General features: G+C 73.8%; 21 protein-coding genes and 2 pseudogenes. 21 read left to right on the top strand and 2 right to left on the bottom strand.

Features of this window, described 5'->3' with window-relative positions; genetic code table 11:
• Nucleotides 1–57 precede the first annotated feature (57 nt).
• From ftsY to AB0G14_RS08915, 8 genes are all read left to right on the top strand, one after another.
• The gene (ftsY, locus tag AB0G14_RS08950) at nt 58–1,245 is read left to right on the top strand and encodes a signal recognition particle-docking protein FtsY (RefSeq protein ID WP_357695265.1); all 1,188 of its coding nucleotides are present in this window, start codon (nt 58–60) and stop codon (nt 1,243–1,245) included.
• Nucleotides 1,246–1,252: 7 nt separating this feature from the next.
• Complete coding sequence (locus AB0G14_RS08945) at nt 1,253–2,116, top strand: aminoglycoside phosphotransferase family protein (protein ID WP_357453396.1); 864 nt, start codon at nt 1,253–1,255, stop codon at nt 2,114–2,116.
• 194 nt (nt 2,117–2,310) lie between these two features.
• Entirely contained in the window at nt 2,311–3,729 is a 1,419-nt protein-coding gene (locus AB0G14_RS08940; protein ID WP_357695262.1) for an ammonium transporter, read from the top strand.
• Between the two features lie 25 nt (nt 3,730–3,754).
• Entirely contained in the window at nt 3,755–4,093 is a 339-nt protein-coding gene (locus tag AB0G14_RS08935) for a P-II family nitrogen regulator (RefSeq protein WP_357695411.1), read from the top strand.
• 16 nt (nt 4,094–4,109) lie between these two features.
• Complete coding sequence (locus AB0G14_RS08930; protein ID WP_357695260.1) at nt 4,110–6,473, top strand: [protein-PII] uridylyltransferase; 2,364 nt, start codon at nt 4,110–4,112, stop codon at nt 6,471–6,473.
• Between the two features lie 312 nt (nt 6,474–6,785).
• Complete coding sequence (gene ffh, locus AB0G14_RS08925; protein ID WP_357695258.1) at nt 6,786–8,345, top strand: signal recognition particle protein; 1,560 nt, start codon at nt 6,786–6,788, stop codon at nt 8,343–8,345.
• Between the two features lie 67 nt (nt 8,346–8,412).
• Entirely contained in the window at nt 8,413–8,991 is a 579-nt protein-coding gene (locus tag AB0G14_RS08920) for a Uma2 family endonuclease (RefSeq protein ID WP_357695256.1), read from the top strand.
• 201 nt (nt 8,992–9,192) lie between these two features.
• Nucleotides 9,193–10,272, top strand: coding sequence for an amidohydrolase family protein (locus AB0G14_RS08915; protein ID WP_357695254.1), 1,080 nt, complete (start codon nt 9,193–9,195; stop codon nt 10,270–10,272).
• A gap of 54 nt (nt 10,273–10,326) precedes the next feature.
• Here AB0G14_RS08915 and AB0G14_RS08910 read toward each other — a convergent pair whose 3' ends face one another.
• Nucleotides 10,327–10,923 (bottom strand): TetR family transcriptional regulator, encoded by a 597-nt coding sequence (locus AB0G14_RS08910; protein ID WP_357695252.1) that lies wholly within the window; start codon nt 10,921–10,923, stop codon nt 10,327–10,329.
• A 113-nt stretch (nt 10,924–11,036) separates the two neighbouring features.
• Here AB0G14_RS08910 and proS point away from each other — a divergent pair, with 113 nt between their 5' ends.
• From proS to AB0G14_RS08850, 12 genes and pseudogenes are all read left to right on the top strand, one after another.
• Nucleotides 11,037–12,443, top strand: coding sequence for a proline--tRNA ligase (gene proS / locus AB0G14_RS08905; RefSeq protein WP_357695250.1), 1,407 nt, complete (start codon nt 11,037–11,039; stop codon nt 12,441–12,443).
• A 112-nt stretch (nt 12,444–12,555) separates the two neighbouring features.
• Complete coding sequence (locus AB0G14_RS08900) at nt 12,556–13,203, top strand: DUF402 domain-containing protein (RefSeq protein ID WP_357695248.1); 648 nt, start codon at nt 12,556–12,558, stop codon at nt 13,201–13,203.
• A 248-nt stretch (nt 13,204–13,451) separates the two neighbouring features.
• Nucleotides 13,452–13,919 carry a 30S ribosomal protein S16 gene (gene rpsP, locus AB0G14_RS08895; RefSeq protein WP_357695246.1) on the top strand — a complete coding sequence of 156 codons (468 nt, stop codon included), beginning with the start codon at nt 13,452–13,454 and terminating at the stop codon, nt 13,917–13,919.
• On the top strand, nt 13,894–14,154 hold the full coding sequence (locus AB0G14_RS08890) for an RNA-binding protein (RefSeq protein ID WP_176737275.1): 261 nt from the start codon (nt 13,894–13,896) through the stop codon (nt 14,152–14,154). Before rpsP ends, AB0G14_RS08890 begins: the two co-directional genes overlap by 26 nt.
• Nucleotides 14,155–14,156: 2 nt before the next feature.
• Nucleotides 14,157–14,711, top strand: coding sequence for a ribosome maturation factor RimM (rimM, locus tag AB0G14_RS08885; protein ID WP_350680457.1), 555 nt, complete (start codon nt 14,157–14,159; stop codon nt 14,709–14,711).
• Between the two features lie 20 nt (nt 14,712–14,731).
• Entirely contained in the window at nt 14,732–15,505 is a 774-nt protein-coding gene (gene trmD / locus AB0G14_RS08880; protein WP_357695243.1) for a tRNA (guanosine(37)-N1)-methyltransferase TrmD, read from the top strand.
• A 141-nt stretch (nt 15,506–15,646) separates the two neighbouring features.
• Nucleotides 15,647–16,003 (top strand): 50S ribosomal protein L19, encoded by a 357-nt coding sequence (gene rplS / locus AB0G14_RS08875; RefSeq protein ID WP_357695241.1) that lies wholly within the window; start codon nt 15,647–15,649, stop codon nt 16,001–16,003.
• A 185-nt stretch (nt 16,004–16,188) separates the two neighbouring features.
• Nucleotides 16,189–17,063, top strand: a pseudogene (gene lepB / locus AB0G14_RS08870) (signal peptidase I).
• Between the two features lie 9 nt (nt 17,064–17,072).
• Nucleotides 17,073–17,693 (top strand): signal peptidase I, encoded by a 621-nt coding sequence (gene lepB / locus AB0G14_RS08865; RefSeq protein ID WP_357453366.1) that lies wholly within the window; start codon nt 17,073–17,075, stop codon nt 17,691–17,693.
• A 48-nt stretch (nt 17,694–17,741) separates the two neighbouring features.
• Entirely contained in the window at nt 17,742–18,230 is a 489-nt protein-coding gene (locus AB0G14_RS08860; RefSeq protein ID WP_357695239.1) for an NUDIX domain-containing protein, read from the top strand.
• Nucleotides 18,224–19,036, top strand: coding sequence for a ribonuclease HII (locus AB0G14_RS08855; RefSeq protein WP_357695237.1), 813 nt, complete (start codon nt 18,224–18,226; stop codon nt 19,034–19,036). The genes AB0G14_RS08860 and AB0G14_RS08855 overlap by 7 nt, the downstream gene beginning before the upstream one ends.
• Nucleotides 19,033–19,356, top strand: coding sequence for a DUF2469 domain-containing protein (locus tag AB0G14_RS08850; RefSeq protein ID WP_007075222.1), 324 nt, complete (start codon nt 19,033–19,035; stop codon nt 19,354–19,356). Before AB0G14_RS08855 ends, AB0G14_RS08850 begins: the two co-directional genes overlap by 4 nt.
• 117 nt (nt 19,357–19,473) lie before the next feature.
• Here the strand turns inward: AB0G14_RS08850 and AB0G14_RS08845 are convergent, their stop codons facing one another.
• The gene (locus AB0G14_RS08845) at nt 19,474–20,103 is read right to left on the bottom strand and encodes a class I SAM-dependent methyltransferase (protein WP_357695235.1); all 630 of its coding nucleotides are present in this window, start codon (nt 20,101–20,103) and stop codon (nt 19,474–19,476) included.
• Nucleotides 20,104–20,300: 197 nt separating this feature from the next.
• On the opposite strand from AB0G14_RS08845, the pseudogene AB0G14_RS08840 reads away from it, so the two are divergent.
• Nucleotides 20,301–20,870: pseudogene (locus AB0G14_RS08840) on the top strand (M23 family metallopeptidase); the annotation flags it as partial.
• Nucleotides 20,871–20,903 lie beyond the last annotated feature (33 nt).

Below are 20,903 nucleotides of genomic sequence, written 5' to 3'. Positions count from 1 at the left end.
GGGCCCGCCGGGAGCGGTGGCTGGGACAGCTTCGCCGGCATCTGGAAGGATTCCGGCATGACCGAATACCTCCTCATCGCACTCGCCCTGCTCGGCGTGCTGATCCTTGGCGGCATCGGGCTGGTCGTGCCGCGGCTGCGCCGGCGCCCGGAGCCGCCGCTGCCCGAGACGGAGGTCGAGACCCGGGCCGAGGAGGGTCTCGCCGGCCCGCCGGTGGCGGCGCCGGAGGCCGAACTGACCACCGGGATCCTGGTGGAACCGCCGGTCGTGGAGGCCCCGGCCCCGGTGCTGGAGGTGCCCGAGCCGACCGCCGGGCGGCTGGTCCGGCTGCGGTCCCGGCTGTCCCGCTCGCAGAACGTCTTCGGCAAGAGCCTGCTCGGCCTGCTCAGCCGCGACCACCTGGACGAGGACACCTGGGAGGAGATCGAGGACAGCCTGATCACCGCCGACGTCGGCATCGACGCCACCCGGGAGATCGTCGACCGGCTGCGCGAGCGCACCCGGGTGCTCGGCACCCGGTCCGGCACCGAGCTGCGCGCCCTGCTCGCCGCCGAGCTGGTCAACGCCCTCGACCCGACGCTGGACCGCTCGCTGCACACCGCGCCCAAGGACGGCGTGCCGGCCGTGCTGCTGGTGGTCGGCGTCAACGGCGCCGGCAAGACCACCACCTGTGGCAAGGTCGCCCGGGTGCTGGTGGCCGACGGCCGGAGCGTGATCCTCGGCGCGGCCGACACCTTCCGCGCCGCCGCCGCCGACCAGCTGGAGACCTGGGCCGGTCGCGTCGGGGCCGAGACCGTGCGTGGTCCGGAGGGGGCCGACCCGGCCAGCGTCGCCTTCGACGCGGTCAAGCGCGGCATCGACACCGGCGTGGACACGGTGCTGATCGACACGGCCGGCCGGTTGCAGAACAAGGTCGGCCTGATGGACGAGCTGGGCAAGGTCAAGCGGGTGGTGGAGAAGCACGGCCCGATCGACGAGACGATCCTGATCCTGGACGCCACCACCGGGCAGAACGGGCTGGAGCAGGCCCGCGTCTTCACCGAGGTGGTCAACGTGACCGGCGTGGTGCTCACCAAGCTCGACGGCACCGCCAAGGGCGGCATCGTGATCGCCGTGCAGCGCAAGCTGGGCATCCCGGTGAAGCTGGTCGGGCTCGGCGAGGGCAAGGACGACCTCGCCCCGTTCGACCCCGCGCAGTTCGTCGACGCGCTGCTCGGTACCGAGCCGCTCGCCCGGGACGCGTAACCTCGCAGTGACGAGCAACGATCGCGCCTACGCCGGATGGCGCGACCCCAGCCACCCGTCGCAGCGCCTCGGGAGACCGTACGTGACTTCGCAGGAGATCCCGCTGCACGGCGGGAACGTCAGCACCGTGGTGCGGGTCGGCGACACGGTCCGGCGCAACGCCGGGCCGTGGACGCCCTCGGTGCACGCCCTGCTGCGCCACCTGGAGTACGTCGGGTTCACCGGCGCCCCCCGCGCGCTCGGCATGGACGAGCGCAACCGGGAGGTCCTGTCGTACCTGGAGGGGGAGTGCGGGGAATACCCGCTGGCCCCGCACTGGGTCACCGACGAGGCCCTGGTGACCGTGGCCACCATGCTGCGGATGTTCCACGACGCCCAGTACGGCTTCGTGCCGCCGCCGGGGGCGGTGTGGCGTTCGTTCGGCCCGCCGCCGCCGGACACCGAGGTGATCTGCCACCACGACGCCGCCCCGCACAACGTCATCTGGCGGCCCGACGGCACCCTCGGGCTGATCGACTTCGACCTCGCCTCGCCCGGCGCCCGGATCTACGACGTGGCGTACGCGGCCTGGACGTGGGTGCCGATCTTCTCCGACCGCGACTCGATCACGCTCGGCTGGAAGCACCCCGACCGGCCGCGCCGGCTGCGCCTCTTCGCGGACGCGTACGGGCTGATCCCGCGGGACCGGCACCGGCTGATCCGGACCATCCGCAAGCGGATCGTGGACCACGTCGAGGGCATCCGCCGGATGGCCGCCGCCGGTGAGCCGGCCTTCGTCCGGATCGTGCACAAGGGGCACCTGCGCCGGCCGATGCGGGACCTGCGGCTGCTCGACTACGAGCGCAACGCCCTCGAGTACGCGCTGCGCTGACCGGTCCGTGCCGCCGGGGACGTTCCTGCCGGCGGTGAGGTTGTCTTCACACGTCCGAAACAAGGCGTCACCGTCCGGAAATCGACGGGTGACGCTGGGGGAAACAGGGAGCGAGCAGGCTTCCGCGCATCCGGCGTACGGGCGACGCTGCCCCGGAAGCCGGGAAGGAGGGACTTCACCTTTAGGAGGCCGGCGTGCCTGACGCACCCACGATCGATTCCGGCAACACCGTCTGGTTGCTGGTGTCGACGGCGCTCGTGCTGCTCATGACGCCCGGACTGGCGCTGTTCTACGGCGGCCTGAACCGGGCCAAGGGTGTACTGAACATGATGATGATGAGCTTCTCCGCGATCGGGCTCATCTCCGTTTTGTGGTGGTTCTACGGTTTCAGCATCGCGTTCGGCAGCGATGTCAACGGCTTCTGGGGCGACCCGGGCGCCTACCTCGGCACCAAGACCTTCCTCGCCGAGACCGACCTCTGGGGCGCGACGGCGGAGAACCCGAGCGGCATCGGCGTCCCGCTCTACGTGTTCATGGCCTTCCAGATGGTCTTCGCCGTGATCACCGTCGCGCTGATCAGCGGCGCGATCTCCGACCGGGCGAGGTTCGCCGGCTGGCTGCTGTTCGCGTTCGGCTGGGCGACGCTGGTCTACTTCCCGGTCGCGCACTGGGTGTGGGGCGGCGGCGTCATCGGCGGCGACATCCACGCGCTCGACTTCGCCGGCGGCACCGCCGTGCACATCAACGCCGGCGCGGCGGCCCTGGCCCTGGCCCTGGTGCTCGGCAGGCGGCTCGGCTGGCCCCGGGAGGGCATGAAGCCGCACAACATCCCGCTCGTCGCGCTCGGCGCCGGGCTGCTCTGGTTCGGCTGGTTCGGCTTCAACGCCGGTTCCGAGCTCACCGTCGACTCGGTCGCCGGCCTGGCCTTCATCAACACCCAGCTCGCCACCGCCGCCGCGGTGCTCGGCTGGATCGCCGTCGAGTGGATCAAGGACAGGAAGCCGACCCTGGTCGGTGCCTCCTCCGGCGCCGTCGCCGGCCTGGTCGCCATCACCCCGGCCTGCGGCTTCATCGCGCCCTGGGCGGCGGTGCTGCTCGGCGTCGTCGCCGGGGCGGTCTGCGCGCTGGCGATCAGCCTCAAGTACAAGCTCGGCTACGACGACTCGCTCGACGTGGTCGGCGTGCACTTCGTCGGCGGCTGGATCGGGTCGCTCTGGCTCGGCCTGTTCGCCACCAACTCGGTCAACGGCGCGATCACCGACGTGGTCGGCGCCTCGGACGGCCTGTTCTACGGTGGTGGGGTGACCCAGCTCGGCCGGCAGGCCCTGGCCGGCCTGATCGTCACCGTCTGGTCCTTCGCGGTGGCCTGGGTGCTCGCCGTCGCGATCGAGAAGACCATCGGCTTCCGGCTCCGCGCCGAGGACGAGGTCGGCGGCATCGACATCGCCGAGCACGCCGAGAGCGGCTACGACCTGTCGCCGGCCGCGGGCGGCGGCAGCGCCTTTGCCATGGCCGGGCTGACCGGCGCCAAGCAGACGGCGGCACCGGCCGCGCCCGCCGCGTCCCCCGCCGAGCCGGCCGCCGAGCCGGTCGACGAGAAGATCGCCGGTTAACGTTCCTGTGATGGAGGGGTTGGACATGAAGCTGGTGACCGCGGTCATCAAGCCGTACCAACTGGACGCGGTGAAGGAGGCCCTGCACGCCCTCGGCGTGGCCGGCCTGACCGTCAGCGAGGTCCAGGGCTACGGCCGGCAGAAGGGGCACACCGAGGTCTACCGGGGTGCCGAGTACACCGTCGAGTTCCTGCCCAAGATCCGGGTGGAGGTGCTCACCGACGAGATCGACGTGGAGAAGATCGTCGACGCCGTCGTCGCCGCCGCCCGGACCGGCAAGATCGGCGACGGGAAGGTCTGGGTGACCTCCGTCGACGAGGTCGTCCGGGTCCGCACCGGCGAGCGCGGCCTCGACGCGCTCTGACCGGGCCACGACCGACATGACCTCGTCGACCGGGAGGAACGCGTCGGGCCACGCCGGCAGCGGCGGCCCGGACCGCCCGGTCGACGGGTTCGTCGGCGCGGACGCGGGCGTGGGGGAGGCGGCCCGGGCCGCGCGCGCCGACGCCCACGACCGGTGGCTACGCGCGCTGCTGCCGGACCGGCCCGGTGTGGCGCTCGTCGCCGTCGGCGGGCTGGGACGGCGGCAGTGCGCCCCGCACGGCGACCTCGACCTCGTGCTGCTGCACGCCGGGGTGCCCGGCGTGGACGAGCTCGCCGCGGCGGTCTGGTATCCCGTCTGGGACGCCGGGCTGCGGCTCGACCACTCCGTCCGCACCGTCGCCGAGGCGCTGTCGGTCGCCCAGGACGACGTGAAGGTCGCCCTCGGGCTGCTCGACGCGCGGCTGGTCGCCGGGGACGCCGCCCTCGCCGACACGCTCGTCCGGTCCGCCGTCGACCACTGGCGGCGCACCGCCGTACGGCAGCTCCCCGGGTTGCGGGAGGTCACCGCCGCCCGCTGGGAGGCCCACGGCGAACTGGCCTTCCTGCTCGAGGGCGACCTGAAGGAGGCCGCCGGCGGGCTGCGCGACGTGGGCATCCTGCGGGCGATCGCCACCGCCGGGATCACCGACGCGTTGCGCCCCGCCGTCCGCGCCGCGCACCGGCGGCTGCTGGACACCCGGGACGCGCTGCATGTGCAGGTCGGCCGCCGGGTCGACCGGCTGGTCGCCCAGGAACGCGACGGCGTCGCCGCGCTACTCGGGCTGCGCCAACCCCCGCCCGCCGGGCCCGACGCCCCGCAGCTCCGACCCCTCCCGCCCGACGCCGCGCAGCGGGCGGGAGCCGTCGACGGCGTGGACGGCGACGCGCTGCTGCGCCGGGTGGCCGGGGACGCCCGGACCGTCAGCCACGCCCTCGACGACGCCTTCCGCGCCGCCGACCGGCTCCGCTCGGGCCGCCGCCGGGGGACCGACGGGCGCCCGGTGCGCCGGCCGGTGGCCCGGGACGTCGTGGAGCACGACGGCGAGCTGGTGCTGGCCCGCACCGCGATCGGCGCGCGACCCGACCCGAGCCTGTCGCTGCGGGTCGCCGCCGCCGCGGCCACCACCCGGCTGCCGATCGCCCGGGCCACCTGCGAGTGGCTGGCCGTGTACTGTCCGCCGCTGCCGGCGCCGTGGCCGGCCGAGGCCCGGGCCGCGCTCGTCACCCTGCTCGGCGCCGGTCCCGGCCTGGTGCCGGCCTGGGAGACCTGCGACCGGTACGGGCTGATCGAGCGCTGGCTGCCCGAGTGGACCCGGCTGCGCAGCCTCCCGCAGCACAACCCGGTGCACCGGTTCACCCTCGACCGGCATCTCGTGCAGACCGCGTACGAGGCCAGCCGCCACACCCGCGAGGTCGACCGCCCCGACCTGCTGCTGCTCGGCGCCCTGCTGCACGACGTCGGCAAGGGGCTGCCGGGGGACCACAGCACGGCCGGGGCTCCGCTGGCCGAGGCGGTGGCCGCCCGGATCGGCCTGCCCGGTCCGGAGGCGGCGCTGATCGGCACGCTGGTCCGGCTGCACCTGCTCCTGCCCGACGTGGCCACCCGGCGGGACCTCGCCGAGCCGGTCACCATCGCCGGGGTGGCCGAGCGGGTCGGCGACACCACCACCCTGGACCTGCTGCACGCCCTGGTCCGCGCCGACGCCGCCGCCACCGGTCCGGCCGCCTGGTCGGACTGGAAGGGCCGGCTGGTCGCCGAGCTGGTCGCCCGGGTACGCACCGCCCTGGACACCGGCGCGCTGCCCGCCCCGCCCGCCCCGGACCCGGCGCTGCTGGCGGGCCCCCTGCCGGTCGTACACCTGACCGGGGACCGGGTGGCGGTGGCCGCGGCGGACCGGCGCGGCCTGCTCGCGACGGTGGCCGGGTGCCTGGCCCTGCACCGGCTGGAGGTGATCTCCGCCGACGCCTCCACGGTCGACGGCCGGGCCCTGGTCGAGTGTCGGGTGCAGCCCCGCCACGGCCTGGCCCCCGACCCGATCGCCCTCGGCGCCGACCTGCGCCGCGCGGTGAACGGCGACGTCTCGGTCACCCAGCGGCTGCGCGGCCGGGCCCTGGCGGCGCGGGCCGAGGGGGCCGCGCCCCGGGTGGTCTGGCACCGGGAGGCGGCCACCGACGCGGTGCTGCTGGAGCTGCGTGCCGCCGACGCGGCCGGCCTGCTCTACCGGGTGACCTGCGCCCTCGACGAGGCCGGCGCCCAGGTCCGCGCGGCCCGCATCTCCACCCTCGGCGGGGACGTGGTGGACGCGTTCTACCTGGTCGGCGGCTGGCCGGACGACGCCGCCCGGGCGCGGCTGGAGGCTGTCGTCCTCGCCGCCGTCTGAGCGCGGACGTCCGGGCGCACCACGTCGAGCTGCGCTACGCGGAGCCGGCCGCCCGCCGAGGCCGCCGACCGCGCGTACCCACGTCAGTCGGGCGACGGTGAAGCCGGGCGAGCTGGTTGTGTTCGCGTACCGGTCGGGGCTGGTCGCGGGGTGGCGGCGCCAGCGGCCCGGGTCGCCGGGCGCCGGGCGGGCCGGGGTGGTCGGGCCGCCCGGAAGCAATGGCGAGGTGGGACGGTTACCCTTGCGGGTGGCCGGCCTTGTGCGTGCCGGCCGACCTGTGCCCGCCGAAACACTGACAAACGGGATGTTCGCGTGTTTGACACCTTGAGTGACCGCCTGTCCGGGATCTTCACCAAGCTCCGCGGCAAGGGCCGGCTCACCGACGCCGACATCGACGCCACCGCGCGCGAGATCCGCCTCGCGCTGCTGGAGGCGGACGTCGCGCTGCCGGTGGTCAAGGGCTTCATCGCGAACGTCAAGGAGCGGGCGCGCGGCGCCGAGGTCTCCCAGGCGCTCAACCCCGCCCAGCAGATCATCAAGATCGTCAACGACGAGCTGGTCAACGTGCTCGGTGGCGAGGGTCGGCGGCTCCAGTTCGCCAAGCAGCCGCCGACCGTGATCATGCTGGCCGGTCTCCAGGGTTCCGGCAAGACCACCCTCGCCGGCAAGCTGGCCCGCTGGCTGAAGGCCCAGGGGCACCAGCCGCTGCTGGTCGCCGCCGACCTCCAGCGCCCCAACGCCGTCGGCCAGCTCCAGGTGCTCGGTGGCCGCGCCGGCGTCGAGGTGTACGCCCCCGAGCCCGGCAACGGCGTCGGCGACCCGGTGCAGGTTGCCCGCGCCTCGATCGAGCACGCGAAGCGGGCGGCCCGGGACATCGTCATCGTCGACACCGCCGGCCGGCTGGGCATCGACGCCGAGATGATGCAGCAGGCCGCCGACATCCGCGACGCGGTCGACCCCGAAGAGGTCATCTTCGTCATCGACGCCATGGTCGGTCAGGACGCTGTGCGCACCGCCGAGGCGTTCCGCGACGGGGTCGGCATCACCGGCGTGGTCCTCTCCAAGCTCGACGGCGACGCCCGCGGCGGCGCCGCGCTGTCGGTCCGGGAGGTCACCGGGCAGCCCATCCTGTTCGCCTCCACCGGCGAGAAGCTGGAGGACTTCGACGTCTTCCACCCCGACCGGATGGCCAGCCGGATCCTGGGCATGGGCGACGTCCTCACTCTGATCGAGCAGGCCGAGCAGGCCTTCGACGCCGATCAGAAGGAGAAGATGACCGCCAAGCTGATGGGCGGCGAGCAGTTCACCCTGGAGGACTTCCTCGACCAGCTCATCGCGGTCCGCCGGATGGGCCCGATCGCCAACGTGCTGGCCATGATGCCGGGCATGGGGCAGATGAAGGACCAGCTCGCGGAGCTGGACGACAAGCACTTCGACCGGGTCACCGCGATCATCCGGTCGATGACGCCGGGCGAGCGCACCAACCCGAAGATCATCAACGGCTCCCGCCGGGCCCGCATCGCCAACGGCTCCGGCGTCACCGTGATGGACGTCAACCAGCTGCTCAACCGCTTCGCCGACGCGCAGAAGATGATGAAGCAGATGGGCGGCATGATGGGCCTGCCCGGCGGCGGCCGGCGCAAGGCGACCAAGTCGCCGAAGAACAAGCGCAAGGGCACCAAGGGCGGCGGTCGGCCGCGCGCCGGGGCGGGCGCCGGCCTGCCGGGCGGCTTCCCGGGCGGCATGCCGCAGCTCCCGCCGGGGATGGACCCGAACGACCTGGCCGCCGGCCAGGGCCTGCCCCCGGGCTTCAAGCTTCCGAAGATCGACTTCAACAAGCTCGGCAAGGGCGGCGACGGCCGGCCCCGCTGAGGCGTGTCGTTGGCGGCGGGTGACGTCATCCTTGCTTAGGGTGATGTCGCCCCTGGAAGGAGGAGTCATGACCGTGGCACCCATCCTGCCCGAGCGGTCGGAGTGGACGGTTGACGACCTCGGTGACCTGCCGAAGGACCTTCCGTACGAGTTGGTCAACGGAAGGTTGATCGTGCCGTCCCCCACCGCCGTGCACCAGGACCTGTGCGTCGAGCTGCTGCTCGCACTCCGGGTCAACTGCCCCGCCGACTACCTGGTCAGCATCGACCTGTCGATGCGGATCGACCGCCGCAACGAGCCGCGCCCCGACGTGGTCGCGATCCGCCGCGAACACGCCGACCGGTCGCCCGTCCCCGTCGAGGACGCCCTGCTGGCCGTCGAGGTCCTCTCGCCGACCTCCACGTTCCGCGACCTCTACGACAAGGCGAAGGTCTACGCGCACGCCGGGGTGCGGACGTACTGGGTGGTCGACCCGCTGCACGAGCGGATGACCCTGACGGAATACACGCTCGGCCCCACCGGCGAGTACGAGGTGGTGACCCACACCGAGGACCTCTTCGTCACCGAGCGGCCCTGGAAGGTCTCCGTCGACCTGCCCGCGCTGACGACTCGGCGGGCCGGGCTGCTCGCGCGCGACGGCGACTGACCGCGCCATCCACACGGGCGGGGCCCGGCCGTGACCGGCCGGGCCCCGTTTCCGTGCGACCGGTCAGGACACCAGGCCCGGCCGATGTCCGGGTCGCCCCGGCGGCCTGCCGCCCGCCGGGGACGGCCCGGCCGGGACCGGGCCACGCCGACCGGGAAGAATGGCCGCAGACCGCTCTTTCGCCCACCGACCGGAGGACGCATGGCCTGGCACGTACGCGGCGTGCTGCTGCCCGACGACGAGGTCCGGGACCTCTGGCTGGTCGGCGACCGGGTCACCTTCGAACCGGTGCCCGGCGCGGAGACGCTCGTCGACGGCGGCTTCGTGCTGCCCGGCCTGATCGACGCGCACTGCCACATCGGCATCGCCCGGGGCGGGGCGCCGATCACCTCCCTCGACCAGGCCCGTGCGCTGGCCCGCACCGACGTCGACGCCGGGGTGCTCGCCATCCGCGACGCCGGCTCGCCGTACCCGTATCCGGAACTCGACGACGAGCCGGAGCTGCCGCGCCTGGCCCGCGCCGGCCGGCACGTCGCGCCGCCGAAGCGCTACCTGCGCGACATCGGCGTGGAGGTCGGCGCGGCGGAGGTCGCCGACACGGTCGCCGCGCAGGCGGCCGCCGGCAACGGCTGGGTCAAGCTGGTCGGCGACTGGATCGACCGGGGCGTGGGGGACCTGGCGCCGTCCTGGGACGCCGACACGATGACCGCGGCCGTCGCGGCCGCGCACGCCGCCGGGGTACGCGCCGCGGTGCACACCTTCAGCGAGTCGGCCGTGGAGATCATGGTGCGGGCCGGGGTGGACTCGGTCGAGCACGGCACGGGCCTGAGCCTCGACCTGATCGACCTGATGGCCCGGCAGGGCACCGCCCTGGTCCCCACGATGATCAACATCCGCACCTTCGGCGGGATCGCCGAGCAGGCCCGGCCCAAGTTCCCCGGGTACGCCGACCACATGCTCGCCCTGCGCGACCGCTTCCCCGAGGTGGTCCGGGCCGCGTACGAGGCGGGGGTGCCGATCTACGTGGGCACGGACGCGGGCGGCGGCATCGACCACGGCCTGGCTGCCGAGGAGATGCTGCTGCTGCACGAGCAGGCCGGCATGTCGGCGGTGGACGTCCTCGCCGCCGCGTCCTGGCGGGGCCGCGAGTGGCTGGGCTTCCCCGGCCTGGTCGAGGGCGGCCTGGCGGACCTCGTCGTCTATCCCGAGGACCCGCGCGCCGACCTGCGCGCCGTGCGCAGCCCCGCCCGCATCGTGCTGCGCGGTCGCGTCGTCCGCTGACCTGCCGTGCCCACCCGCCGGCGGGTGGGCGCTCCCGCTCCGGTGCCGTGCCGGTCAGCCGGTGTGGGCGCCCCGGGTGACCGCGTGCAGGAGCAGGTACACCGCCAGGTCGGCGAGGTCGGCGGCGGTCTGTGCGACCGGGGCGCCGGGCAGGACGATGTGGCTGATCACCAACCGGACGACCGAGTCCGTGGCGAAGGCGACCGCGGCCCGGTCGGCGCCCGGCAGCACGCCGTCGGCCCACTCCAGGAGCGCCTCGGTGGCCTCGGTCAGGACCAGGTCCGACCGGGTGGTCAGGTAGGGCAGCAGCTCGTCGGAGCCGCCCCCGGTGCTGGTCAGGACGGCCTTGATCAACGGGTCGCCGGCCGCCTGCGTGAGGGTGTGCGAGATGGTGGCGTGCGCGGCCGCCCGGACGTCGTCGCCGTGTGCGCGCAGGAGGGCGCGCACGTCGCCGACGAACCGGTCGACCTCCCGCCGGGCGAGCGCCTCGGCCAGCCCCGCCTTGCTGCCGAACTCGTTGTAGACCGTCTGCCGGCTGACCCCGGCCGCCCGTGCGACGGCACCCATCCGGACGGCGTCCCAACCGCTCGCGACCGTCAGCGCCCGGGCGGCGTCGACGATCGCGTCCCTGGACCGGCTGCCGTTGTTCACGCTGCCATGGTGGCGTACGCCCCCGGCCCGCCGCACCCGGCCGTCCCGGTAGCTGACGACGACACCGCGCCCGATCGCGCCGTCCGGACGGCCGACGCATAGGATGTGCGGTCATGGCACGCGTGCTCACTCCCCGTGCGGAGGACTTTCCCCGCTGGTACCAGGACCTGATCGCCAAGGCGAAGCTGGCCGACAACGGCCCGGTCCGGGGGACCATGGTCATCCGGCCGGCCGGCTACGCCATCTGGGAGCGGATGCAGGCCGAGATGGACGCCCGGATCAAGGCGGCGGGCGCGGAGAACGCGTACTTCCCGCTCTTCATCCCCGAGAGCTACCTCAAGCGGGAGGCCGAGCACGTCGAGGGCTTCTCGCCGGAGCTCGCGGTGGTCACCCACGGCGGCGGCAAGCAGCTCGCCGAGCCGGTCGTGGTGCGCCCCACCAGCGAGACCGTCATCGGCGAGTTCATGGCCAAGTGGATCGACTCCTACCGGGACCTGCCGCTGCTGCTCAACCAGTGGGCCAACGTGGTCCGCTGGGAGCTGCGCCCCCGGGTCTTCCTGCGCACCAGCGAGTTCCTGTGGCAGGAGGGGCACACGGCCCACGCCACCCGCTCCGACGCGCGGGCCTACGCCCGCAGGATCCTGCACGAGGCGTACGAGGACCTGATGGTCAACGTGCTCGCCATCCCGGTGGTCGTCGGCCTGAAGACGGCCCGCGAGCGCTTCGCCGGCGCGACCGCCACCTACACCTGCGAAGGCATGATGGGTGACGGCAAGGCCCTCCAGCTCGGCACCAGCCACGAGCTGGGGCAGAACTTCGCCAAGGCGTTCGACATCAGCTACTCGTCGGCCGAGGGCGGCCGGGAGCACGCCTGGACGACCTCCTGGGGCACCTCGACCCGGATGCTCGGCGGCCTGATCATGTGCCACGGCGACGACAACGGCCTGCGGGTGCCGCCGAAGCTGGCGCCGGTGCAGGCGTACGTCATGGTGGTCAAGGACGGCGAGGGCGTCGGAGAGGCGGCGACCAAGTTGCGCGACGCGCTGCGCGACGCCGGTGTCCGGGTCGCGCTCGACGACCGCACCGACACCCCGTTCGGCCGCCGGGCCGTCGACGCCGAGCTGCGCGGCTATCCGGTACGCGTCGAGGTCGGCCCCCGCGACCTGGCCGCCGGCAACGCCGTCGTGGTCCGGCGCACCGACGGCTCGAAGTCCCCGACGGCCGTGGCCGACGTGGTCACCACCGTGCTGGCCGCCCTCGACGCCGACCAGCAGGCGCTGCACGACCAGGCCCTGGCGCACCGCCAGTCCCGCACCGTCGAGGTGTCGACCCTGGCCGAGGCGATCGAGGCGGCCGCCACCGGCTGGGCCCGGGTGCCGTGGTCGGCGGTCGGCGTCCAGGGCGAGGCGGAGGCCAACGGGCAGGGCGTCACCGTGCGCTGCCTGCTCCGCGCCGACGGCTCCGTGCCCGACTCCGAGGACGAGCCGGACCTCGTCGCCATCCTGGCCCGCGCCTACTGAGCGCGGTGTAAGGAAGGGGCCCTTCCTAACGCCTGAGGTAGAGGAAGGGGCCCTTCCTTACACCCGGAGCGGGTGGGCGGGCTCGCGAGGCGGGCAGCGGTAGGGTCGGGGCGTGAGATTCGAACCGGGGCGGCTGATCGTGCACCGCAACGTGCGCCGGGGCCGGATCGGCTGGGTGCGCGCCGCCCGGGTGGTCAGCGACGACGACCGGGGCCTGGTGCTCTGGGTGGCCCGGAACTCGCCCGTGGCGAGCGAGGTCACCGAGGCCGGGCTGGGCATGCGGGCGGTGCCGTTCGCCGAGTGGGTCTCCTCGTCCTACCGCCTGGCCGCCGGCCGGTGGAACGGCCCGCCCGTGCTGAAGTTCCTGCCCGCCGGGGCAAGCCACTCGGTGTGGTGGTTCCGCGACGCGCACGACCGCTTCGCCGCCTGGTACGTCAACCTGGAGGAGCCCGGGGTGCGCTGGGACGACGGCGCGCTCGCCGGGGTCGACATGGTGGACCAGGACCTCGACGTGGTCGTCCGGCCGGACCTGGGCTGGGAGTGGAAGGACGAGGACGAGTTCGTCGAGCGGCTCGCCTTCCCCGCGCACTACTGGGTCGCCGACCCCGACGCCGTCCGGGCCGAGGGCAAGCGGGTGATCGCGCTGGCCGAGGCGGGGGAGTTCCCGTTCGACGGCACCTGGTGCGACTTCGCCCCGCCGGCGGAGTGGACCACCCCCGACGAGCTGCCGCCCGGCTGGGACCGCCCCCCGGTGCGCTGACCCGGCAGGTGTGTTTTCGGTCACTTCCGTCGGTGCGCGGGTGACCCCGGGCGGTCCGGTGTGAGGGATCCCGGCCCGATCTGGCAGAATGGCTGGCTGGTATCCGGCGTGTGTCCGGCGCCCTCTAACCCGGGCACCGCGCCAGTCCACCGAGCAGTCTCCGGCCCAAACCCCACTGTGCCGGTCGGCGCTCACCCGTGCACCGCCCTCGTCAGGGCTGGTGAGATCGCAACAGGAGCGAAACAACTGTGGCCGTAAAGATCCGGCTCCTGCGGATGGGCAAGATCCGCAACCCGCAGTACCGCATCGTCGTCGCCGACTCGCGCACCAAGCGCGACGGCCGGGCGATCGAGTTCGTCGGGGTCTACCAGCCGAAGGAAGACCCTTCGGTGATCGAGGTCAAGTCGGAGCGGGTCCAGTACTGGCTGTCCGTCGGCGCCCAGCCGAGCGAGGCGGTGCAGCGGCTGCTGGAGCTGACCGGTGACTGGCAGAAGTTCAAGGGCCTGCCGGCCCCGCCGCCGCTGAAGGTCGCCGCGGAGCGGGTCGACCGCACCGCCGCGTACGAGGCCGAGGCGAAGGCCGCCGCCGGGCTGGCGGAGACCCCGGCCAAGCCGGCCAAGAAGGCCGCCAAGGTCGAGGCCCCGGCCGAGGCGCCGAAGACCGAGGCTCCGGCCGAGGCCCCGGCTGCCGGTGCGGACTCCGGCGAGCAGGCCTGACATGGCACTGCGTCCGGCGCTGGAGCACCTGGTCAAGGGCATCGTCGACCACCCCGATGACGTGCGCGTCCGGCTGGTCGACAACCGTCGGGGCAAGCGGCTCGAAGTCCGCGTGCACCCGGAGGACCTCGGCACGGTGATCGGGCGGTCCGGCCGGACCGCCAAGGCGCTGCGCCAGGTGATCGGCTCCATCGGCGGGCGCGGCGTACGCGTCGACATCGTCGACTCGTACTGATGCTGCTCATCGTCGGCAGGATCGGCAAGCCGCACGGCATCCGCGGTGAGGTCACCGTGGAAGTGCGGACCGACGAGCCCGAAGCGCGCTTCGCTCCCGGTTCGGTTTTGCGTACCGAACCGGGAGCGGCGCCGCCGCAGCAGGCCGCGCCCGAGCACGGGGAGCCGTTCCGGGTCCCCGCCGAGCTGACCGTGGAATCCGCCCGTTGGCACCAGGGACGGCTGCTGGTGGCGTTCGAGGGCGTGCTGGACCGGGACGTCGCCGAGGCGCTGCGCGGCACCCTCGTCGCGGTCGACAGCGCCGACGTCGCCCCGCCGGAGGATCCGGAGGAGTTCCACGACCACCAGCTCGTCGGGCTGGCCGTGGTCACCCCGGGCGGCGAGCGGCTGGGCGAGGTGGCCCGGATCGACCACGCCCCCGCCTCCGACCTGCTGGTGCTGCGCCGCCCCGAGGGCCGCACCGCGCTCATCCCGTTCGTCAAGGCGATCGTTCCCGAGGTTGACCTCGCCGGCGGTCGCGTCGTCGTCGACCCGCCGGCCGGTCTGCTCGACCTGTAGAGCCGCTGGAGCACCCCCGCATGCGCGTCGACATCGTGTCGATCTTCCCGGAGTACTTCGCCCCGCTGGACCTGTCGCTGATCGGCAGGGCGCGGGCGAACGGCACGCTGCGGCTGGCCGTACACGACCTGCGGAGCTGGACCCACGACGTGCACCGCACGGTCGACGACACGCCGTACGGCGGCGGGCCCGGCATGGTGATGCGGCCGGAGCCGTGGGGCGAGGCGCTCGACGCCCTCGCCCCGGCGGAGGTGGCCCCGCCCCGGCTGGTGGTGCCCGCGCCGACGGGCGCCCCCTTCACCCAGGCGATGGCGCACGAGCTGGCGGCCGAGCCGCACCTGCTCTTCGCCTGCGGCCGGTACGAGGGCATCGACCAGCGGGTGCTCGACCACGCCGCCACCCGGATGCCGGTCACCGAGGTCTCCCTCGGTGACTACGTCCTCTTTGGCGGGGAGGTGGCCGTCCTGGTGATCCTGGAGGCGGTCACCCGGCTGCTGCCCGGGGTGCTCGGCAACGCGGGCTCGCTGGACGAGGAGTCGCACGCCCACGGGCTGCTGGAGGCCCCCATGTACACCAAGCCGGCGACCTGGCGCGGGCTGGAGGTGCCGGAGGTGCTCCGCTCCGGCGACCACGGGCGGATCGCCCGCTGGCGGCGGGACCAGGCGCTGACCCGTACCGCCCGGCGCCGCCCGGACATGCTCGCCGCGCTCGACCCGGAGCGCCTGGACAAACGGGACCTCGCCGCGCTGGACGGGGCCGGATTTCAGGTGTGTCCGGGGGATGTGGCAAAGTAGGGGGGTTGCCGCAACCGGCCGCGCCGCGGACGGCTGCGAGGATCCTCGACCGAGGTCGGGCCGCCGACCACACCCGGGGATCAGAATCACCCACCCGCGCACCGATTGACGGTGCGCCGTGAGCCTCACGAGGACGCAGCGATGAACATCCTGGACGCCCTTGACGCCCAGTCGAAGCGGACCGACCTCCCCGACTTCCGTGCCGGTGACACCGTCAAGGTGCACGCCCGGGTCGTCGAGGGCAACCGGTCCCGTGTCCAGATCTTCCAGGGCGTCGTCATCTGCCGCCAGGGTGACGGTCTGCGCGAGACCTTCTCGGTCCGCAAGATCAGCTTCGGTGTCGGTGTCGAGCGCACCTACCCGATCAACAGCCCGGCCATCGACCGGATCGAGATCGTGACCCGCGGTGACGTGCGTCGCGCCAAGCTCTACTACCTGCGCGAGCTGCGGGGCAAGAAGGCCAAGATCAAGGAGAAGCGCGAGAAGCAGCCGAGTTGACCTCAAGCTCGCCACGCCGCCCGAGCTGCGCGTGTGTCGTACCGACCGGACCGCACTACCCTGGTCGTACGGGCGCAGCCGGGCGACGTCCCGCCCCGAGGGCGGGGGAGACGTCCACTACCGCCTGGGGGGCCTCGACGAGGCTCCCGGGCGGTAGTTGTCATATCTGCTGACCGGGGAGTGGCGTGGTGCAGACGCTGGACGAGGACGGCGCCGTCGACCCGTGGCGCCGCCGGGCGCGACGCCCCCGCCGCCAGATGCCGCTCTGGCAGGAGCTGCCGCTGCTGCTGGTCGTCGCGTTCTGCCTCGCGGTGCTGATCCGCACCTTCCTGCTCCAGGCGTTCTTCATCCCCTCCGGCTCGATGGAGGACACGCTCCTCGTCGGCGACCGGGTCCTGGTCAACAAGGTCGTCTACGACGTACGCGACCCGGTGCGGGGCGAGGTGGTCGTCTTCCGGGGCACCGACCGGTGGGCCCCGCAGGTCGACGAGCAGCCGGAGCCCGGGTTCGTGGGCAAGCTCGGCCGGACGGTCGGCGACCTGATCGGCGTCAGCCGCCCCGGCGAGAAGGACTTCATCAAGCGGGTCATCGCGCTGCCCGGTGACCGCGTCAAGTGCTGCGACGCCCAGGGCCGGGTGCTGGTCAACGGCACGCCGCTCGACGAGTCGTCGTACGTCATCCGGGACTCGCCGCTCGACATCCCGCCGAACCCCCGCGAGTGCCGGTCCCGGCGCTTCGAGGAGGTCGTGGTCCCGCCCGGGCAGATCTTCGTGATGGGTGACCACCGGCTGGTCTCGCAGGACGCCCGCTGCCAGGGGCCGGTGCCGATCGACAACGTGGTGGGCCGCGCCTTCACGGTGGTCTGGCCGTCGTCACGGTGGAGCACGCTGTCGGTGCCGGCCACCTTCGACGACGTCGCCGATCCGCCCGCCGCCTCCACCGGGGCCCCGCCCCCGGTGCGTCCCACCCCGGGCGGCGGAGTGGTGCTCCTCGTCCCGTTCGTGGCCGCGCTGGCCGTTCTCGGGCGTTCCGGACGGTGGCGCCCAGCCGGGCAACGTAGGCTCCATCCGTGATTGACGAGCAGACCGACAAGCCCCGCAGTTCCTTCTGGAAGGAGCTGCCCATCCTCCTGGGCGTGGCGATCCTGGTCGCGGTGCTGGTGCGAGCCTTCGTGCTGCAGACCTTCTTCATTCCCTCCCCGTCCATGGAGAACACGCTCCAGATCGACGATCGGGTGCTGGTCAACAAGCTGGTCTACGACTTCCGGTCGCCGCGCCGGGGCGAGGTGATCGTCTTCAAGGCTCCCCTGGAGTGGAGCAGCAACCCCGACGGCGAGGACTTCATCAAGCGGGTCATCGGCGTCGGCGGCGACCACGTGGTCTGCTGCGACCCGCAGGAGCGGCTGGTGATCAACGGCAAGCCGCTGGACGAGCCGTACATCTACCCGGGGGACAAGACCGCCGAGGAGTTCGACATCACCGTCCCGGAGGGACGGCTCTGGGTGATGGGCGACCACCGCGAGGCGTCGGGCGACTCGCTGGAGCACTGGCAGCAGTCCGGGCAGGACATCACGACGGCCACCATCCCCGAGGACGAGGTCGTCGGGCGGGCGTTCACCGTCTTCTGGCCGGTCAACCGGGCCACCTGGCTGAGCGTGCCGAAGGGGTTCGAGGGCATCCCCGAGCCGTAGGGGCCGCCGGGCGTGGGCGTTGTCGGCGGCGTCTGGCAGGCTGGTGCGGTGACCGACTACACCCCGCGGCGCGCGGCCCGCGTCCTGCTCGTCGACGCGGCGGGTCGGGTGCTGCTCTTCAGCGGCTCCGACCCGGCCCGTCCCGAGCACGGCCGCTGGTGGTTCACCCCCGGTGGCGGCCTGGACCCCGGCGAGACGTACGCCGAGGGCGCCGCGCGGGAGTTGGCCGAGGAGACCGGGCTGCGGCTGCCGGCCCCGGCGTTCGGCGCGCCGGTGCACCGCGACGTCACGGAGTTCCCGTTCGACGGCGTGTGGTATCGGCAGGAGCAGGAGTTCTTCCTGGTGCGGGTGGCGGATCACGAGGTCGACACCGCCGGCTTCAGCGAGATCGAGCGGGCCAGCGTCGCCGCCCACCGGTGGTGGCCGCTGGCCGAGCTGGCCGCCACCGACGAGCGCTACTACCCGCCGGACCTGCCGGCGGTGCTGACCCGGGCGCTGGCCGAGGCGCCGACAGCCGACGGAGGTGTGCCGTGCTGACGCCGCCGCGCACGGTGGTACGCCGCGAGGGCGGGCTCTACGCGCTGGAGCGGGCCTTGCAGCGGCGCGGCTTCCGGCACGTCGCCGGGGCCGACGAGGCGGGCCGCGGCGCCTGCGCCGGCCCGCTGGTCGCCGCCGCCGCGATCCTGCCCGAGGGGCGCCGGGGCGAGATCGACGGGCTGGCCGACTCGAAGCTGCTCACCCCGGCCAGCCGGGAGCGGGTCTACGACGAGGTCGTCGCCCGCGCCCTGGCGTACTCCGTGGTGGTCATCCCGGCCGAGGAGGTCGACGAGCGGGGCCTGCACGTGTGCAACCTGGCCGCGATGCGCCGCGCCCTCGCCTCGCTCGCCACCCGCCCGGAGTACGTGCTGACCGACGGCTTCGGGGTGGACGGCCTCGACGTGCCGGGGCTGGCGGTGTGGAAGGGCGACCGGGTGGCCGCCTGCGTGGCGGCGGCCAGCGTGCTCGCCAAGGTGACCCGGGACCGGATCATGGTCGAGATGGACGGGACGTTCCCCGGCTACGGGTTCGCCGAGCACAAGGGTTACATCACGCCGGAGCACAGCGCGGCGCTGCGGGAGCGGGGGCCGTGCCGGGAGCACCGGTTCTCGTACGTGAACGTGGCGGTGGTGTCCGGTCGGGACGGCGCCCCACCCAGGGCACGTCGCCCGGTGGGCGCAAGGCCGGACGAGCCGATGGAGCGCTCCGGGCCGGCAGGGGGTACCGTCGGCGTGGCGTTGGGCGAGCAGCCTCGGCCTCCGGCGTCGGTGGGGGAAGATGTGGTCATGGAAGGCGGAGTGCGATGAGCGCGGAAGATCTCGAGAAGTACGAGACCGAGATGGAGCTGCAGCTCTACCGGGAGTACCGCGACATTGTCCGCCAGTTCTCCTACGTGGTGGAGACCGAGCGCCGGTTCTACCTGGCCAACCAGGTGGACTTGCACGTGCGCAACTCCGACGGCGAGGTCTACTTCGAGGTCGAGATGCACGACGCCTGGGTGTGGGACATGTACCGCCCCGCCCGGTTCGTGAAGAACGTCCGGGTGATGACCTTCAAGGACGTCAACGTCGAGGAGCTGGAGAAGCCCGACATCTCCCTCCCCGCCGACTCCGGCTTCGGCGGCTGACCACCGCCCACGTGGCGTCCGGCGGCCCGACCACCGGGCGCCCGGCCGCGTCGGCGCCCCCACCCGCCACGCGGCCCTCGAACTCGCCCCCGACCTGATCGTCCAGCGTGTCCGGTCTCAGTCGACGAACCCGAACATGGTCACACCGGCCGGGAGGGGGCGGGGCTCGCCCAGGAACCGGTGCACGCCCACGCCCACACCGTCCGCCGGGCTGCTCACCGCCACCGGCGCGAAGCCCTCCGCCGCGAACCACCCACAGATGGTCGGCACGAGGTCGGGGCTGCGCCGGTGCCGGGTCCAGAACACCGTGCCGCCGGCCGCGCAGAGCGCCGCGCAGTGCCGCACCGTGGCGCGGATGTCCGCCTCGCTGACGTTGCCGAACACCCCGCAGACCAGCACCAGGTCGGCCGGGGCGAGATCCGTGTACGCGTCGGTGCGCGCCGCGTCGCCCACCACCACCTCCACCGCCGACAGGCCCGCCGCGCGGGCGGCCGACCGGGCCACCTCCGCGTTGCGGGGATCCATCTCCACCAACCGGGCCGTCACGTCGTCCCGGCGGGGGTGGGCCGCCAGCACGGGGATCAGGTCGCCTCCCTGCCCGGCGCAGAGGCTGACCGCCCGCAGCGGGCCGGGCGGGGCCGCGTCGAGCGCCTGCCCGACCCGCAGCCGCACCTCGGCGAGCCGGCGGGACAGCGCCGACCCAGGCTCCTCGTAGTCGTCGTGCCAGGCGTACCAGTCCCGCGTCACCGGCCCAGCCTAGGCGTCGGCTCCGCCGGCCGGAGGACGCCCTCGTGGCGGTGGTGACGGGGGAGGAGCGCGTCGGTCGAGCCGGCACATAGCAGATCACGTCGGGGTTCCGGCGGCCGTCCACAGGAGACCCGTTGTCCACAGGGGCGGGCACCCGGGGTGGCGGGGCGGGACGCGCGCCGAGCAGGCTGCGCCCCATGCGACCAGCAACCCGTACCGGCGTCGCCGCGCTCTGCGCCGCCCTGCTGTCCCTCGGACCGGCCGCCGTGCCCGCCACGGGTCCGGCGCCGGTCGGGGCGGCGGCGGCCGTGGCACCCGACCTTCCGCCGTCGCCCGAGTCCCCGACACCCGGGGCCGCGCGGTTCCGGTGGCCGCTCGACGGCGTACCCCGCCCGGTCCGCCGGTTCGCCCCGCCGCCGCAGCCGTGGCTGCCAGGTCACCGGGGCGTCGACCTGGCCGCCGCGCCGGGCGCCACCGTGCGGTCCGCCGGTGCCGGCACGGTCCTCTTCGCCGGCATGGTCGCCGGCCGCCCGGTCGTCAGTGTCGGGCACGCCGACGGACTACGGACCACCTACGAGCCGGTGTCACCGGCGGTCCGCCCCGGCGCCCGGCTCGCCGCCGGGGCGCCGCTGGGCGCGCTGCTCGCCGGCCATCCCGGCTGCCCCACCCCGGCCTGCCTGCACTGGGGACTGCGGCGCGGCACGGACTACCTCGACCCGCTGGCGCTGCTCGGCCTCGGCCCGGTGCGGCTGCTGCCGCTCGACGGCGCCGGCACCGACCCGCCGCCGACAACCGGCGGA

The sequence above is a fragment of the Micromonospora sp. NPDC023814 genome, from assembly GCF_040639595.1.
Lineage (GTDB): Bacteria > Actinomycetota > Actinomycetes > Mycobacteriales > Micromonosporaceae > Micromonospora.
This window is presented reverse-complemented; position numbering and strand designations above follow the sequence as displayed.

What these genes read in the sequence shown, in the direction of transcription:
- trmD (WP_357695243.1), top strand. Translation starts at nt 14,732, where the DNA reads ATGCGCGTCGACATCGTGTCGATCTTCCCGGAGTACTTCGCCCCGCTG.
- AB0G14_RS08850 (WP_007075222.1), top strand. Translation starts at nt 19,033, where the DNA reads ATGAGCGCGGAAGATCTCGAGAAGTACGAGACCGAGATGGAGCTGCAG.
- AB0G14_RS08920 (WP_357695256.1), top strand. Translation starts at nt 8,413, where the DNA reads ATGACCGTGGCACCCATCCTGCCCGAGCGGTCGGAGTGGACGGTTGAC.
- AB0G14_RS08935 (WP_357695411.1), top strand. Translation starts at nt 3,755, where the DNA reads ATGAAGCTGGTGACCGCGGTCATCAAGCCGTACCAACTGGACGCGGTG.
- proS (WP_357695250.1), top strand. Translation starts at nt 11,037, where the DNA reads ATGGCACGCGTGCTCACTCCCCGTGCGGAGGACTTTCCCCGCTGGTAC.
- AB0G14_RS08930 (WP_357695260.1), top strand. Translation starts at nt 4,110, where the DNA reads ATGACCTCGTCGACCGGGAGGAACGCGTCGGGCCACGCCGGCAGCGGC.
- ftsY (WP_357695265.1), top strand. Translation starts at nt 58, where the DNA reads ATGACCGAATACCTCCTCATCGCACTCGCCCTGCTCGGCGTGCTGATC.
- AB0G14_RS08915 (WP_357695254.1), top strand. Translation starts at nt 9,193, where the DNA reads ATGGCCTGGCACGTACGCGGCGTGCTGCTGCCCGACGACGAGGTCCGG.
- rplS (WP_357695241.1), top strand. Translation starts at nt 15,647, where the DNA reads ATGAACATCCTGGACGCCCTTGACGCCCAGTCGAAGCGGACCGACCTC.